General features: G+C 65.7%; 16 protein-coding genes. 11 read left to right on the plus strand and 5 right to left on the minus strand.

Annotated elements, in window-relative coordinates; all coding sequences use genetic code 11:
* Positions 1 to 15: 15 nt before the first annotated feature.
* From FHW64_RS17550 to fliE, 5 genes are all read right to left on the minus strand, one after another.
* Complete coding sequence (locus FHW64_RS17550) at positions 16 to 348, minus strand: flagellar protein FliT (protein WP_184528493.1); 333 nt, start codon at positions 346 to 348, stop codon at positions 16 to 18.
* Between the two features lie 32 nt (positions 349 to 380).
* A complete protein-coding gene (gene fliS, locus FHW64_RS17555) occupies positions 381 to 800 on the minus strand; it encodes a flagellar export chaperone FliS (protein WP_184528495.1) in 420 nt (139 codons plus the stop codon).
* A gap of 25 nt (positions 801 to 825) precedes the next feature.
* Positions 826 to 2,277 carry a flagellar filament capping protein FliD gene (gene fliD / locus FHW64_RS17560; protein WP_184528497.1) on the minus strand — a complete coding sequence of 484 codons (1,452 nt, stop codon included), beginning with the start codon at positions 2,275 to 2,277 and terminating at the stop codon, positions 826 to 828.
* A gap of 158 nt (positions 2,278 to 2,435) precedes the next feature.
* Positions 2,436 to 4,025: a flagellin gene (locus FHW64_RS17565; protein WP_184528499.1), complete on the minus strand. Its 1,590-nt coding sequence runs from the start codon at positions 4,023 to 4,025 to the stop codon at positions 2,436 to 2,438.
* A 163-nt stretch (positions 4,026 to 4,188) separates the two neighbouring features.
* Entirely contained in the window at positions 4,189 to 4,515 is a 327-nt protein-coding gene (fliE, locus tag FHW64_RS17570; RefSeq protein WP_184528501.1) for a flagellar hook-basal body complex protein FliE, read from the minus strand.
* A 286-nt stretch (positions 4,516 to 4,801) separates the two neighbouring features.
* On the opposite strand from fliE, the gene fliF reads away from it, so the two are divergent.
* The 11 genes from fliF to fliP all read left to right on the plus strand — a co-directional run bounded on the left by fliF (position 4,802) and on the right by fliP (position 15,076).
* Positions 4,802 to 6,574 (plus strand): flagellar basal-body MS-ring/collar protein FliF, encoded by a 1,773-nt coding sequence (gene fliF / locus FHW64_RS17575; protein WP_184528503.1) that lies wholly within the window; start codon positions 4,802 to 4,804, stop codon positions 6,572 to 6,574.
* Complete coding sequence (gene fliG, locus FHW64_RS17580; protein WP_184528505.1) at positions 6,564 to 7,562, plus strand: flagellar motor switch protein FliG; 999 nt, start codon at positions 6,564 to 6,566, stop codon at positions 7,560 to 7,562. Before fliF ends, fliG begins: the two co-directional genes overlap by 11 nt.
* Positions 7,549 to 8,373: a flagellar assembly protein FliH gene (gene fliH / locus FHW64_RS17585; protein WP_260305243.1), complete on the plus strand. Its 825-nt coding sequence runs from the start codon at positions 7,549 to 7,551 to the stop codon at positions 8,371 to 8,373. The genes fliG and fliH overlap by 14 nt, the downstream gene beginning before the upstream one ends.
* Before the next feature lie 3 nt (positions 8,374 to 8,376).
* Entirely contained in the window at positions 8,377 to 9,798 is a 1,422-nt protein-coding gene (gene fliI / locus FHW64_RS17590; RefSeq protein ID WP_184528507.1) for a flagellar protein export ATPase FliI, read from the plus strand.
* Positions 9,799 to 9,815: 17 nt separating this feature from the next.
* The gene (gene fliJ / locus FHW64_RS17595; protein ID WP_184528508.1) at positions 9,816 to 10,271 is read left to right on the plus strand and encodes a flagellar export protein FliJ; all 456 of its coding nucleotides are present in this window, start codon (positions 9,816 to 9,818) and stop codon (positions 10,269 to 10,271) included.
* A 16-nt stretch (positions 10,272 to 10,287) separates the two neighbouring features.
* Positions 10,288 to 11,643, plus strand: a complete 1,356-nt coding sequence (locus tag FHW64_RS34215; RefSeq protein ID WP_221210376.1) for a flagellar hook-length control protein FliK — start codon at positions 10,288 to 10,290, stop codon at positions 11,641 to 11,643.
* Positions 11,644 to 11,752: 109 nt separating this feature from the next.
* Positions 11,753 to 12,244, plus strand: a complete 492-nt coding sequence (locus FHW64_RS17605) for a flagellar basal body-associated FliL family protein (RefSeq protein WP_184528510.1) — start codon at positions 11,753 to 11,755, stop codon at positions 12,242 to 12,244.
* A 21-nt stretch (positions 12,245 to 12,265) separates the two neighbouring features.
* Complete coding sequence (gene fliM / locus FHW64_RS17610) at positions 12,266 to 13,267, plus strand: flagellar motor switch protein FliM (RefSeq protein WP_184528512.1); 1,002 nt, start codon at positions 12,266 to 12,268, stop codon at positions 13,265 to 13,267.
* Complete coding sequence (gene fliN / locus FHW64_RS17615; protein WP_184528514.1) at positions 13,260 to 13,694, plus strand: flagellar motor switch protein FliN; 435 nt, start codon at positions 13,260 to 13,262, stop codon at positions 13,692 to 13,694. The genes fliM and fliN overlap by 8 nt, the downstream gene beginning before the upstream one ends.
* Positions 13,695 to 13,856: 162 nt before the next feature.
* Positions 13,857 to 14,321, plus strand: a complete 465-nt coding sequence (fliO, locus tag FHW64_RS17620) for a flagellar biosynthetic protein FliO (protein WP_260305256.1) — start codon at positions 13,857 to 13,859, stop codon at positions 14,319 to 14,321.
* On the plus strand, positions 14,318 to 15,076 hold the full coding sequence (gene fliP, locus FHW64_RS17625) for a flagellar type III secretion system pore protein FliP (RefSeq protein WP_184528518.1): 759 nt from the start codon (positions 14,318 to 14,320) through the stop codon (positions 15,074 to 15,076). Before fliO ends, fliP begins: the two co-directional genes overlap by 4 nt.
* The last annotated feature ends 6 nt before the right edge of the window (positions 15,077 to 15,082 follow it).

The following is a 15,082-nucleotide window of genomic DNA, read 5'->3' on the forward strand; positions in this document are numbered from 1 at the left end:
CGATCTCAGTCCAGCTCAGTGGGGCGGGCCGTAGGCCTTGCCCAGCGTCTGCTGCTGATGCAGCGAACTCATGCGCGCGATCAGTTGCTGGATCTCCGGCTTCACCAGACCGCACACCTCGTCCTGGTCGAGGCGGATGCGCGCGATCAGGCGCCGCATCTCGTCGTATTGCGCCGGGTCCAGCACTTCCATCGGCTGCAGCACCTTGAGCCTGTCGACCAGCGCAGAACATTGCGCCTCCAGCTCCGGCAGCCGACCCCACTCCTTCTCACGCGCCAATTCAGCCATCAGCGAAACGCGCGTCGCGAGCTCGCTGTAGCAATGGACGACTTCACTCGTGACTGCCATGTTGTCCCTCGTCTTCCTCATTTGTATCGGCTTCAGGCGGCCGCTGCGCCATCGATCTCGCGCCAGGCGCCTGCGATGTCATCGAGCAGGCGGTCGGCTTCGTCAAGCGCCTGCGCGTCGTTGCGCAGGTTCGCGTAGAGCAGTCGCTGCACGATGTAGCCGTAGAGCGCCGTCAGATTCCCCACCAGTTCTGCCCCCGACGCGCCGGCCGCATCAGCATCGAGACTCGCCTTGAGGCCGTTCTCGACGATGTTCACCGCCTGCGAGATCGCGCGGCCCTTGGCCACGACGTCACCGCTCGCCATGTGATGGCGCGCCATCCCGATGGCGGTCTTCGCGCCGTCGAAGAGCATGCTGATCAGCTGGTGCGGCGATGCGCTCATCGCGCCGGACTCGACACCGATGCGCGCATAGGCGCCGGCGCCGGTCCTGTGGTTGTGGGGGGTGTACATGGGGTTCCGCTTCGCACTGTCGGCGTTACTTGCTGCTGCTGGTCATCGCATCGAACTGCTGCGTCAGGTAGGTCTTCGTGTTGTTCAGGCTCGCAACCAGCACGTCGAGCTGCGTGAACTGCTCGCGATAGCGATCCATGGCCGCGTTCACGCGGTCCTGCATCGCGTTGTACTGGTTGCTCAGGTCGTCCAGCGTGGCATTGATGCCGTTGGTCGCGGCAGTGAGCACGCCATCGGACGAGGTGAGGTTCGTCACCAGTGCGCTGACCTGCTTGCCGTAGCCCGAGGTGCTCGTGCTGTCGCTCGAGAACAGCGCGGCGACGCCCTTCATGTCCTTGGCCATGGCAGCGCTGAGCTTGGTGCTGTCCAGCGCCAGCGTGCCGTCCTTCTGCAGGCTCACGCCGATCTCCGAGAGCACCTTCATGTCATTCGTCCCGCCGGCTTGCGGCGTCGTGACTGCCTGGCGCACGCGGTTGATCAGGCCGCGCAGCGTCTGGTCGCCAGTGAGCGCAGCCGCGGTCTTGTTGTCGGCGTCGTAGGCGCTCAGCGTCGTCGCCGTGTTTTGCAACGCGTTGTAGGCGTTGACGAAGGCCGTGACCGCCGTGCTGACCACTGATGTGTCGGTTGTCATCTTGAGCGTGGTGTTGCCAGTCGCCGTCAGCGACAGCGTGGTGCCCTGGATGGCCTCCTCCACGGTGTTGCTTGCGCTCACCACATCGATACCGTTCACGCTGAGCTTCGCGTCCTGCGCGACCGAGGTCTGCTTCAGGGATTGCGTCCCGGCCGGGTCGTACCCCAGCAAGTTCTGCAAGGCGCTGTCGCCAGTCACCGAGATCTGCATGCTCGAGGTAGCACCGGTCTCCTTGGAGGTCAGTACCAGGCGATACGGCGTGCCGCTACCGTCGTTCACGATGCTCGCGGTAACACCCGCATTGGCCTTGTTGATCGAGTCGCGGATGCCTTCGAGCGTGTTGTTGCCGCTGCCGATGGTGATCGACACCGAAGCGAGGTCGGCGTCGGCCGCGAAGCTGGCGCCGGTGTACTTGCCGGTCGTCGAATCGAGCGTGCCGCCCGTGATCGTGCCGAGCTGGATGGTCACGGTACCGCTGCCGATTGCGGTCTTCGAATCAGCCTGGCCGTTCGACACCAGCGATTGCGCCTGCGCGAGCTGGCCCACGTTGACGGTGTAGGTGCCTGCGACGGTCGTTGCGCTGGTGATTGCGGAGAACAGCGTCGAATCGCCGACGCTCGCTTTCACCGTGTTGAACAGCGCCGGATCGGCCAGCTTGTCGCTGGCGGTCTTCAACGTATTGAGCGCGCTCTGGATCTGCGAATAGGCCGAGAGCTTGGTGGTGTAGCTCGTCGCGCGCGTCTGGATGTCCGTCAGCGGCGCGCTTTCGGCCGTCTGCAGGTTCGTCAGAAGAGTGCTGAGGTCGAGCCCGGAACCGACGCCGAGGCTGCTGATGGAGGTACTCATTGCTTCTTTCTCTTGTTCGTCTGTTCGATTCGCTTTTCTCTGCGGCCTGCTCGCGAAGCAGGCAAGCCGCAGGGAAAAGCGCAGGCATGCAACCGGGGCCGCACGCCTGCGCCGCGCTCACATCCGCCCGAGGGCGGATGCGGGGCGCTGGTCGCCTATCAGCGCAGGAGCGAGAGCACGCCTTGCGTGGTCTGGTTCGCCTGGGCCAGCACCGAGGTACCAGCTTGCTGCAGGATCTGCGCGCGGGTCATGTTCGACACTTCCGTTGCGTAGTCGGCATCTTCGATACGCGAACGGGCAGCCGACAGGTTGGTGACGGTGTTGTTCAGGTTCGTGATGGTCGATTCGAAACGGTTCTGGATCGCACCGAGGCTGCTGCGCAGCGAGTCAACGTTCGACAGGGCGTCGTCGATCGCGGCGAGCGGGTCGACGTTCGCGCGGTCGCCCGCGGTGACCTTGCCGGAAGCATCGGCGGTTGCTGCGTAGTACGCGTCCTTGCCGTCGGCGTCGGTGTTCTTGATGTAGAGGTTGCCGTCGGCATCCTTCACCAGCGAGTTCGTGCCGCCGAGGGCGCTGAAAGCGCTGGCCGTGTCGTAGGCAACGGCGGCCGCGGCGCCGGAGGCGGGCACCGCAGGCGTACCTGCCACCGTCAGAACGTCACCCGTAGAGACCGCATCGTAGGTAGCGCCCGTCAGGGTGGCTTGGGTAATGGCCGTTGCGTCCTTTGTGGCCAAGGTGACGACGCCGGTCGCAATGTCGATCTTGTTGGTCGTGCCATCGATCGTCCAGCTGTCGGTGCCATCGGAAACCACCTGTTGGCCAGTGGCTTTCTCTTGGTAGACAGTGAAAGTTGCGCCGGTGTAGCTGTCGCTGGTGCTGGTGACGGCAGCTTGAGCGGTAGCCAAGTCCACCAGATTGCCGGAGCCATCCACGAAGCTGGTGGCCGCGCTGGCGGTGGCCGCCGACGCGCCGGTCGGATCCGTGCTGTAGGAAACGGTGCCAGCGGTGCCATCGAACGTTGCGGCATAGAGCTTGCCGCCACGCGACGCATACAGGTCACCGTCATTGCCAACGACCAGCGTCGTGGCACCAGCCGAAGCGCCCGCACCCGTGTACGACAGGGCAACCGTCGTAGCCGGAACCGCAGCCGAACCACCCGAGGCAGCCACTGCCTCCTTGAAGTTGCCAGCAGCGACGAGCGACGAGCTCTGGAGCGACTTGGTCACGTCCAGCTTGCCCAGACCCAGGGTCGACGACGTGATCTTCTTCAGGTCGATGTCGATGGTTTCGCCGTCGTTGGCACCAACCTGGATGCTCAGCTTCTGGTCGCTGGCGAGAACGTTCACGCCGTTGAACTGCGTCTGTGCCGACACGCGGTCGATTTCGTCGAGGCGTTGCTTGATTTCAGCCTGGATCGACGAGAGGTCGCTGTCCGAGTTCGTGCCGTTGGCGGCCTGAACCGTCAGCTCGCGAACGCGCTGCAGGTTGTTGTTGATTTCGTTCAACGAACCTTCGGTCGTTTGAGCGATGGAGATACCGTCGTTGGCGTTACGGGCAGCTTGCGTCAGACCCTTGACGTTCGCGGTGAAGCGGTTGGCAATGGCTTGGCCAGCAGCGTCATCCTTGGCGCTGTTGATGCGCATGCCCGACGACAGACGCTCGATGGCGCTGTTCAAGGAGCTCTGCGACTTGTTCAGGTTGTTTTGGGCAACCAGCGAGAGGTAGTTAGTGTTAATGACTTGCGCCATTCTCGACTCCTAGTAAGAAGAAAGGGTTGAAAGCTCTGGTCCTTAACGCTGGCTCTTGCCCTTGTGGGGGTTTCGAATTCCATCGTTGAGGTTGTTATCGACAGGGGCCTTCAAACCTTTAGGGCGGCCTTCGAAAAAGTACGCCCCGAGACACAAGCGCAAATTACGCCTGCAGGCTCATCACTTCCTGATAGGCGGCGACCAACCGATTGCGCACTTGAATACCGGTCTGGAAAGCCACATTGGCTTTCTGCAGATCGACCATCACGTCATTGAGCGCAACGCCCGGCTTGCCGAGTTCGAAGGCTTCGGCCTGGCCGTAGGCGTGGTTCTGCGCACCGCTGATGTTGTCCAGCGAGCGCTTGAGCTCGGCTGCGAAGCCGCCCGTCTCGGTGGTTGCGGCGGATGCGGTCGGCGCGGGTGCGAAGCCCGCCTGCACGGCGGTCGCGCGCATTTGCTGCAGGACGGATTCGATGGCGGAGATCGACATTCGGTTCTTTCTTGATTCGTGCTTCGAGGTTGCTAAGGAAGCGCGCAGGCGCTCCGTCGTCCTTTCAGCGTAACAAGGGAAGACCCGCATTCAAGCCGCCAACAAACGGCAAAAACCCCCGTTGTTCGGCCCATCGATTTCCGGACGCGTCCAGACAATCGATCGCGTAACGAAAAGTCCGCTGACCCTTGTCATCGGCCTCCGGCATGAAATCTGAACAAAAAACTTCAAGCATCACCATGACGACGGACCGCGACTGCGCGACAGCCAAGATGAGGACTGGGGAATGACCGCTGCGGCAACGCCAGCGAACGCGGCGCCTGCGGCGGCCTCTTCGCTTCCCCACTTCCTCGAACGACTTCGTGCGCAGCCCAAGCTGCCCATGATCGTCGGCGGTGCCGCGCTGGTCGCGGCCGCTGCTGCCTTCACGCTGTGGAATCACGGCCCCGAATACAAGGTGCTCTACACCAACGTGTCGGACCGCGACGGCGGCGCGATCATCGCGTCGCTGCAGCAGATGAACGTGCCGTACAAGTTCGCCGAAGGCGGCGGTGCGATCCTCATCCCCGGCGACAAGGTGCCTGAAGCGCGACTCAAGCTCGCCGCGCAGGGACTGCCCAAGGCCGGCGGCGTGGGCTTCGAACTGATGGACAACCAGAAGTTCGGCACCAGCCAGTTCGCCGAGCAGGTCAACTACCAGCGCTCGCTCGAAGGCGAACTCGCGCGGTCGATCGAATCGATCGCCAGCGTCGAATCCGCGCGCGTGCATCTCGCGATCCCGAAGCCCTCGCTCTTCGTGCGCGAGCAGAAGAAGCCTTCTGCCTCGGTCGTGCTCACGCTGCAGCGCGGCCGCAGCATCGACGAAGGCACGGTGAGCGCGATCGTGCACATGATCTCCAGCAGCGTGCCTGAGCTGGACGCCAAGAGCGTGACCGTGGTGGACCAGCGCGGCAACCTGCTCTCGGCCGCGAACAGCGGTGCGCGCGGCCTCGACGTGAGCCAGCTCAAGTACACGCAGGAGATCGAGCAGGGGTACATCCGCCGCATCGAAGCAATCCTGCAGCCGATCGTCGGCGCGAACAACGTGCGCGCGCAGGTAGCGGCGGACATCGACTTCTCGACCGTGGAGCACACCGACGAGAAGTACAGCCCCAACGCGGACCCGACCCGCGCCTCGATTCGCAGCCAGCAGTCGAGCGAATCGAACCAGCGTGGCGCAGTGCCGCCGGGCGGTGTGCCTGGCGCGCTGTCGAACCAGCCGCCGGTGAACCCGACGGCACCGATCACCAATCCGACCCCGCCCGGCCAGCCCGGCGCACAAGGCGCACAAGGCGCGCAGAACGCGCAAGCCCGCGGTGCCCAGGGTGCGGCTGCAGCGAACGCCAATGCCGCATCGACCACGTCGACCGCCGCGGCAGCCGGCCCCGGCAGCTCGCGCAAGGACGTCACCACCAACTACGAACTCGACCGCTCGATCCGCCACGTGCAACAGGGCGCCGGCGGCGTTCGTCGTCTGTCGGTCGCGGTGGTCGTGAACTACAAGGACGCCGTCGAAGGCGGCAAGACCACGCAGCGCGCACTGACGCCTGTCGAGATCGACCAGATCCGCAATCTCGCCAAGGAGGCGATGGGCTTCAGCCAGGAACGCGGCGATTCGCTCAATGTGGTCAACAGCGCCTTCGCCGACGACCGCGAGCCGCCCGCGCCGGAAGTGCCGGTGTGGCGCGATCCGCAGAACATCGAACTGGCCAAGACCGTCGGCGGGTATCTGCTGGTCGCACTGCTGGCGCTCTTCGCATGGTTCGCGGTGCTGCGTCCGATTCTGCGCAAGCACCTTGCGCCGCCGCCGGCACCGGAGCCGGTCGTCGCCACGCAAGAGACCAACGGCGACGAGCCGAAGCTCGACGACACACCGCAGATCGCGCCGGAAGAGGCCCTGCGCGTGCGCGAGGCCGCACGCCAGAAGGCCGACATGGACTACGCCCATCAGCTCGCCGAGCAGGACCCCAAGCTCGTCGCCACCCTGATTAGTCATTGGATGAACAGCAATGATCAGTGAACTCGGAACCCGCAAGAGCGCCATCCTGTTGCTGGCGCTCGGTGAAGACCGCGCGGCCGCCGCGCTCCACCACCTGCCCACTGCCGAGGTGCAGACGCTCGGCCTCGCGATGGCCCGGCTCAACGCCGTCTCGAAGGACGAGCTCTCGTCGGTGCTCGCCGAGTTCCGGCAGGAGACCGAACAGCTCTCCGCGCTGCATCTCGGATCGAGCAGCTACATCAAGGCAGTGCTCAAGAAGGCCCTCGGCGACGACCGCGCGAGCAACCTGCTCGAAGACATCCTCCAGGCCGACGAACCGCACAGCGGCATCGAGCGCCTCAACCAGCTCGAAGCCGGCGAAGTGGCCGAGCTCATCCGCGACGAGCATCCGCAGATCCTCGCGACGGTGCTCATCCACCTGGACCGCATGAAGGCCTCGGAAGTGCTGGAGAAGCTGCCGACCCGCCTGCGCCACGACGTGATCATGCGTATCGCGACCTTCGGCGGCGTGCAGCCCTCGGCGCTCAACGAACTCACCGACGTGCTCACCGAGATGCTGTCCGGCCAGGGCCTCAAGCGCAGCCGTCTCGGCGGTGTGCGCACCGCGGCGGAAATCGTCAACCTCATGGCGAGCGCGCAGGAAGAAGAGGCGATCGCCCATGTGCGCGAAGTCGACGATGCACTCGCACAGCGCATCGTGGACGAGATGTTCGTCTTCGAGAACCTGCTGGGCCTCGAGGACCGCAGCATCCAGCGCCTGCTCAAGGACATCGAATCCGACTCGCTCATCATCGCGCTCAAGGGCTCGCCGCAGGAACTGCGCGACAAGTTCCTGGCCAACATGTCGCAACGCGCCGCCGAAACGCTGCGCGAGGACATGGAGCTGCGCGGTCCGGTGCGTGTGTCGCAGGTCGAGGCCGAACAGAAGTCGATCCTGCAGGTGGCTCGCCGTCTTGCAGAGTCCGGCGAAATCGTGATCGCAGCGCCTGGCACCGATGACTTTGTCTAAACAGGCCCAGCACGCCTTCGCTCCCGGCGCGCGCGCGCTGCTCGCGTCGGCCTACGCGCCGCCCGCGAGTGCTGCAGCCGCACCCGCGCCTGCACCAAAGTCCTCCCGTCCCGGCAAGCCGGCGCTGTCCGCATGGCAGCGCTGGGAGATGGACACGCTCACCGAAGGCCAGACCGCAGGCGCTTCGCAACGCGCAGCGGCAGCGGCACCAGCCGAGGTCGCGCCCTCACCCGCTCTGCTGCATGCCGCCGAACTGGCGCAGCTGCGCCGCGAAGCTCGTGCAGCCGGCGAAGCCGAAGGCCGCAAGGAAGGTCTCGCGAAGGGTCGCGCGCAGGGCCTCAGCGAAGGTCACACCGAAGGTATCGCCGCGGGACTCGCCGCCGCAAGCGCCCACGCCGAGCAACTCCGCGCCATCGCGACCAGCCTCCCGGTCGCACTGCGCCGCGCCGAAAGCGAAGTGGCCGATGCACTTCTCACGCTCGCGCTCGACATCGCGCGGCAGGTGGTGCACCGCACCCTGCGCGCCGAACCCGAATGGGTGCTGCCGCTGGTGCAGGATCTGCTCCACGCCGAACCTGCGTTGCAAGGCGAGCCGCGCCTGCATATGCACCCGGACGACGTCGCGCTGGTAAAGAACAGCCTCGGCAACGAACTCGAAGCCGCTGGCTGGCAGGTTCGCGCCGACGACACGATCTCGCGCGGCGGCTGCCGAGTGCAATCCGCGAGCGGCGAACTCGACGCCAGCCTCGAAACCCGCTGGAAGAACGTTGCCGCCGCGCTGCATCGCGATGCCGATGCGCAGGAGAACTGAACGATGAGCATCGCGACGCCTCTCGGATCGCCCGAGCCGCATCTGCAGTCCTGGCGCGATGCACTCTCTCGTGCGCGCGTCGACGTGAGTCGCGCGCCCATCAGCGTGCAATCGGGCCGCCTCACGCGCGCGGTTGGCCTCGTGCTCGAAGCCGTGGGACTTCAACTGCCGGTGGGCAGTGACTGCCTCGTCGAACTGCCACCTGGCCACGCTCATCGCTATGCCGAAGCCGAAGTGGTCGGCTTCGCAGGCGACAAGCTTTTCCTGATGCCTCAGAGCGAGGTGTCCGGTCTGCTTCCCGGTGCGCGCGTGATCCCGCGCCAAGGCAGCGCCGGGTCGACCCTCGCCGGTGAAGGCCACGCCAAGCGGCTGCCCGTCGGTGAAGGCATGCTTGGCCGCGTCGTCGATGCCGCCGGACGGCCGCTCGACGGCCTTGGTCCGCTCGACATCGCACGAAAGGTGCCGTTGTCCTCGCCGCCAATGAACCCCCTCACCCGCGCACCGATCGATTCGGTGCTCGACGTGGGCGTGCGCGCGATCAACGCGATGCTCACCGTCGGACGCGGCCAGCGCATGGGCCTTTTCGCGGGCTCTGGCGTGGGCAAGAGCGTGCTGCTGGGCATGATGGCCCGCTACACCAGCGCGGAAGTGATCGTGGTCGGCCTGATCGGCGAGCGCGGCCGCGAAGTGAAGGATTTCATCGAGAACACGCTCGGCGAGGAAGGCCTCGCCCGTGCGGTGGTGGTTGCGGCGCCGGCCGACAACTCGCCGCTCCTGCGACTGCAGGGCGCCGCCTATGCCACCTGCCTTGCGGAGTACTTCCGCGACCAGGGCAAGGATGTGCTGCTCATCATGGATTCGCTCACCCGCTACGCGATGGCGCAGCGCGAGATCGCGCTCGCGGTGGGCGAACCGCCGGCCACCAAGGGCTATCCGCCATCGGTCTTCGCGAAGCTGCCCGCGTTGGTGGAACGCGCCGGCAATGGTGCGCGCGATGCCAACGGCCACGGCGGCTCCATCACCGCCTTCTACACCGTGCTGTCCGAAGGCGACGACCAGCAGGACCCGATCGCCGATTCGGCGCGCGCGATCCTGGACGGCCACGTGGTGCTTTCGCGATCGCTCGCCGAGGCGGGCCACTACCCCGCCATCGACATCGAGGCGTCGATCAGCCGTGCGATGACCGCGCTGATCCCGTCGTCGCAGTTCGACGTGGTGCGGCGCTTCAAGCAGATGCTCTCGCGCTACCAGCGCAACCGCGACCTGATCAGCGTCGGCGCCTACGCCCCTGGCCATGACGCGCAGCTCGACCAGGCCATTGCGATGTATCCGCGGATCGAAGCCTTCCTGCAGCAAGCGATGGAAGAGCGCACCGACTACACCGCATCGATCTCGCGCATGACCAAGCTCTTCGAGCACGGCTGAACACGGAAGGAACAACCATGGCCCAGCGACTCCCCCTCGAAATGCTGACCGACCTCGCCCGCACGCAGACCGACGAGTCCGCCAAGCGGCTCGGCCTGCTGCAGAACGCACAGCTCAGCGCGAACCAGAAGCTCGAGATGCTGATGAAGTACCGGCAGGACTACGTCGAGCAGTTGCAGATGCTGATGAGCGAAGGCCTCGCCACCGCGAAGCTGCGCAACTACCAGGCCTTCCTGGGCACGCTCGACGGTGCGATCGAGCAGCAGCGCGCCATCGTCGCGCAGGCAGCGACGCGGCTGGACCACGGCCGCGACGACTGGCGAAACAACAAGCGCCGCCTCAATTCCTTCGACACGCTCGCCGAACGCGTGCGCCGGCAGGAACTGATGGCACAGGCCAAGCGCGAGCAGCGCGAGAGCGACGAACGCGCAGCGCGCAAGTTCTTCGACCGCGCCGCCAACCCGACTATCTGAAGCTTCCGGAGCTCACATGCCCACCGTCATTTCGCCTTCCACCAACCTGCCCGGCCTGCAAGGTGCAGCCTCCGGCCCGCGCGGCCGCAATGCCGACCAGCCCGAAGGCCGCAGCTTCGGCGCGGCGCTCGACCGCTCGCGCGCCGCGAAGACCACGGACGCGCAGCAGACCGCCGAAACCTCAGGCACTGAGACCCTCGCCGGCCGCAAGACCGCGCGCGCGGGAGACAAGAAGACCGAGCTCAGCGCCGACGATGTCATGGCGCTACTCGCGCCGCTGTCCGCGCCCATCGTGCCCAGCGCAGCGCAAGGCAAGCTGACCCCCGAGCAATCTGCGAAGGGTGGCACCGCGAAGGCGGTGGATGGCCTCGCAAGCGGCGCGGCATCGCCCGCGTTGCCTGAAGATGCATCGGCCGTCGCCGCTGCCTCTTCGAAGGAAAGTGCCGAACACGACGCTCCGAAGGCTGCCGCAAAGGACGGCGCCCAGGACGCTCAAGCGGCTCAGGCCGCCACGACGGCAGCGGAACAGGCAGACAAAGCCGACGCGCCGCTCGCCACGGTTGCGGCGGCCGCCGCTGCAGCGTCTTCGGATGCCGGCGCCGCGGAGACGAAGCCGACACCGGCACCCGCCATCACGCCTGCCGCCAACGCCAATCCGTCCGGTTCCGCGAAGCCCGCCGCCCCTGTCGATGCAAACGTCGCCGCAGCGGCCACGGACAAGACCGCAGCCGTGTCGCAAGCCACCGCAGCCGTCGAGACAGCGAAGCCCGACCAGCCGGTCGCGCACACGGACACCGCTTCGATCGACTCAGCGACCGACCCCGCGCCGCAACCTCTGCAGGCCCTGCAAGCGAGCGCCGCCCCTGCCGTCGACCGCGCCACCGACTCCGCGAAAGCCACACCTACCACTCTGGCCGTCGCGCCCGAGGTCGGCAGCAGCGAGTGGGGTACGGCCGTCGGCCACCAGATGATCCGCATGAGCACCGGCGGCCACCAGGTCGCGGAACTCAACCTCAACCCCGCCAACCTGGGCCCGCTCAAAGTCACGCTGACGATGGGCGACAACCAGGCACAGGCGATGTTCGTCTCGGCGCACGAATCGGTGCGCAAGGCGGTCGAAGCCGCGCTGCCGCAGCTTCGCTCCACCTTGGCCGAACAGGGCATCAACCTCGGACAGACCTCCGTCGGCGCGGAAACCCGCCAGCCGAACGGTGGCAATGCCTTCGCCGAGCAGAACCAGCAGCGCCCGCAAGGCCAGCCGGGCTACCCGGGATCGAGCCGAGGCGACAGCACCGCGGCGCAATCCGTGGCGGCAGCCCCTGCGGCATCCGCTTCGCGCCGGTCCACCGCCGGCCTCGACACCTTCGCGTGAACTTTGTCCCTGCAATGAACGGATCTGAGGCGTTTTTCCACGCTTGATCAGCCGTTCACCTGCAGGGGAGTTCGCAAAGAATAGACCGAACCAGTTACCTCGCTCCAACATGGCTACTTCAACTCCCGCCGCCACCGCCGCGCCCGCCGCTGCAGCACCCCGCTCGTCGAAGCTCCTGATCGTCCTGCTGGTCGGCGTTGCCGTGCTCGCAGCCGGTGCGGCCGGCTACATGTACTTCCAGCACAAGTCGGCCGGTGCCCCGGTCGAAGCTGCGAAGCCCCCTCCCGAGAAACCGATCTTCGTCACGCTTGAACCGATGACGGTCAACCTCCAGGCCGAAGGCCGCAAGTACCTGCACGTGGGCATGTCCCTCAAGGTGAAGGACGAAGCCTCGAAGGCGCAGGTCGTCGAGTTCATGCCCGAGCTGCGCAGCCGCGCACTCCTGACGCTGTCCAACCGCGCGCCCGACACGCTGATGAGCACCGAGGACAAGTCCCGCATCGCCGACGAAGTCCGCGACGAGCTGAACCGTCCGCTCAACGACACCCTGCCGCCGCAAGGCATCGTCGGTGTGTCGTTCAACACCTTCGTGGTGCAGTAATCCCCCGAAGGCAAGCGACCCATGGCCTATGAACAGGTCCTCTCGCAGGACGAGGTCGATGCACTGCTGAACGGTGTCACCGGCGGCAGCGTCGACCAGACATCGAAGCCCGCACCGCCGTCTGACGGACTGCCGGCGTATGACCTCGGTGCGCCCGACCGCGTGGTGCGCGGCCGCATGCACACGCTGGAGGTCATCAACGACCGCTTCGCGCGCGGCCTGCGCAGCGCGCTCCTGAACTTCATGCGCCGCAGCCCCGACATCTCGGTGGGGCCGGTGCAGATCCAGCAGTACGCCGAGTTCGTGCGCCACCTCCCGGTGCCGGCGAACATCAACATGCTTCACATGAAGCCGCTGCGCGGCACCGCGCTCTTCGTGTTCGACCCGAAGCTGGTGTTCCTCGTCGTGGACAACCTCTTCGGCAGCGACGGCCGCTACCACGTGCGCGTGGAAGGCCGCGACTTCACGCGGACCGAGCAGCGCATCATCAAGCGCCTGCTCGACCTCTCGCTGCAGTGCTATGCCGAGGCATGGCAGCCGGTGCATCCGCTGGTCTTCGACTACATCCGTGCCGAGATGCACGGCAAGCTCGCGAACATCGTCGCACCGAACGAGGTGGTGGTGAACACCACGCTGCAGATCGAGTTCGGCCCCTTGGGCGGCTTCCTGCACGTTTGCATTCCCTACTCGATGATCGAGCCGATCCGCGACCTGCTCTCGAACCCGATCCAGGACGAAGTCGAGATCGACAAGCGGTGGGTCAAGCAGATGTCCAAGCAGATGCAGGCCGCCGACGTCGAACTCACCGCCGACTTCGTGACGATGTCCTCCACCATCGGCGACATCCTCAAGCTCCAGGTCGGCGACGTGCTGCCGATCGACCTGCCGGGCAGCGTCGTCGCCAAGGTCGACGGCGTGCCGGTGATGGAGTGCGGCTACGGCATCTCGAACGACCGCTACGCCCTGCGCGTGCAAAACATGATCACTCACCAAGACAGCGATTCGAAGCAAGACCATGACTGACAACACTTCTCCCGCCAGCGAAGCCGACGACTGGGCCGCCGCACTGGCCGAGCAGACCGCAGCCAGCGGTCCCGAAGCATCGCCCGAACCGGCACCCGCGCCCGCCGCGTCGCACGTCTTCCAGCAGATCCAGGAAACGGCCTCTGTCGCCGCCGGTGTCACCGCGCTCGACATCGCCCGCGTGATGGAAGTCCCGGTGCAGCTCACCGCCGAGATCGGCCGCACGCGCATCACCATCAAGAACCTGCTGCAGCTTTCGCAGGGCTCGGTCGTCGAGCTCGACGCACTGGCCGGTCAGCCGCTGGACGTGCTGATCAACGGCTACCTGATCGCGCAAGGCGAAGTGGTGGTGGTGAATGAGAAGTACGGGATCCGGTTGACGGACATCATCACCCCTTCAGAGCGCATGCAGAAACTCGCCAGATAAATGGCACACCCCCAGCCTCGCCCACTTCGTGTGGCTCTGACACCCCCTTGCAGGGGGGGATTGACCCCACCCCCAGCCTCGCCCACTGCGTGTGGCTCTGCACCCACTTGCAGGGGGCAATCCCAGCGGCCCGGCAAAGCCGGTTCCGCGGGATTTCTGGGTTTGGGCGCTCGCCTTTTTGTCGCTGTGGTGGCGGCTGCTTCGTCGCCGGCGCATGCGGTCTTGCCTACTGTGCCTTCGCATAGCGTTGCTGAAGCGGCGCCGGCGGTTGGTGCGGGCGGGCTGCTGCAGGCCGGATTTGGCATGGTGGTGGTGCTGGGGTTGATCTTTCTTTGCGCTTGGCTTGCTCGGCGGTTTGGGCTGCAGCGCTTCAACGGCGGCAACGTCGTGAAGGTGGTGTCGAGTTCGAATGTCGGGCAGCGCGAGCGGGTCGTGGTGGTCGAGGTGAGCGGCACATGGCTTGTGCTTGGCGTTACTTCGAGCCAGATCAACACGCTGCATACGCTGCCTGCGCAGCCGATGCCGCAGGCGCCTTCTGTCGCGAGTCACGCGGCGCTGAAGCCCATTGACCTTTTCGCGCAGAAGCTGCGTGAATCCATCACCGGCAAGACTCGGCCGGCTCCATGATGCGCAACGTTTTCCGCCGAAGCCTTCGGGGCGGCGTGGTGCTGCTCGCGGCGATGCTGCCGCTCGCGGCCTGGACGCAAGGCCTGCCCGGCCTGACCAGCACGCCCGGCCCCGGTGGCAGTCAGACGTGGTCGCTCAGCGTGCAGACGCTGGTGATGCTGACCTCGATCACTTTCCTGCCCGCGCTACTGCTGTCGATGACCAGCTTCACGCGCATCCTGATCGTGCTCGGCCTGCTGCGCACCGCGATCGGCACGCAGGCATCGCCACCCAATCAGGTTCTGGTCGGGTTGTCGCTGTTTCTGACCTTCTTCGTGATGTCGCCGGTGCTCGACAAGGCCTACACCGACGCCTACAAGCCGTTCTCGGACAACAAGATCACCGCCGAGAAAGCGCTGGAGCGCGGCATCGAGCCTTTCAAGACGTTCATGCTGCGGCAGACGCGCGAGAACGATCTCGCGCTCTTCGCCAAGCTCGCCAAGGCGCCGGAGATGCAGGGCCCCGAGGATGTGCCGCTGCGCATCCTGCTGCCCTCCTTCGTCATCAGCGAACTGAAGACGGCCTTCCAGATCGGCTTCACCATCTTCATTCCGTTCCTCATCATCGACATGGTGGTGGCGAGCGTGCTGATGTCGATGGGGATGATGATGGTGCCGCCCGCGAGCATCGCGCTGCCCTTCAAGCTGATGCTTTTCGTGCTGGCCGATGGATGGCAGCTTCTCATCGGCGCCTTGGCGCAGAGCTTCTTCACCTAGAGAGAC

The organism is Variovorax sp. Sphag1AA (assembly GCF_014192575.1).
GTDB lineage: Bacteria > Pseudomonadota > Gammaproteobacteria > Burkholderiales > Burkholderiaceae_C > Variovorax.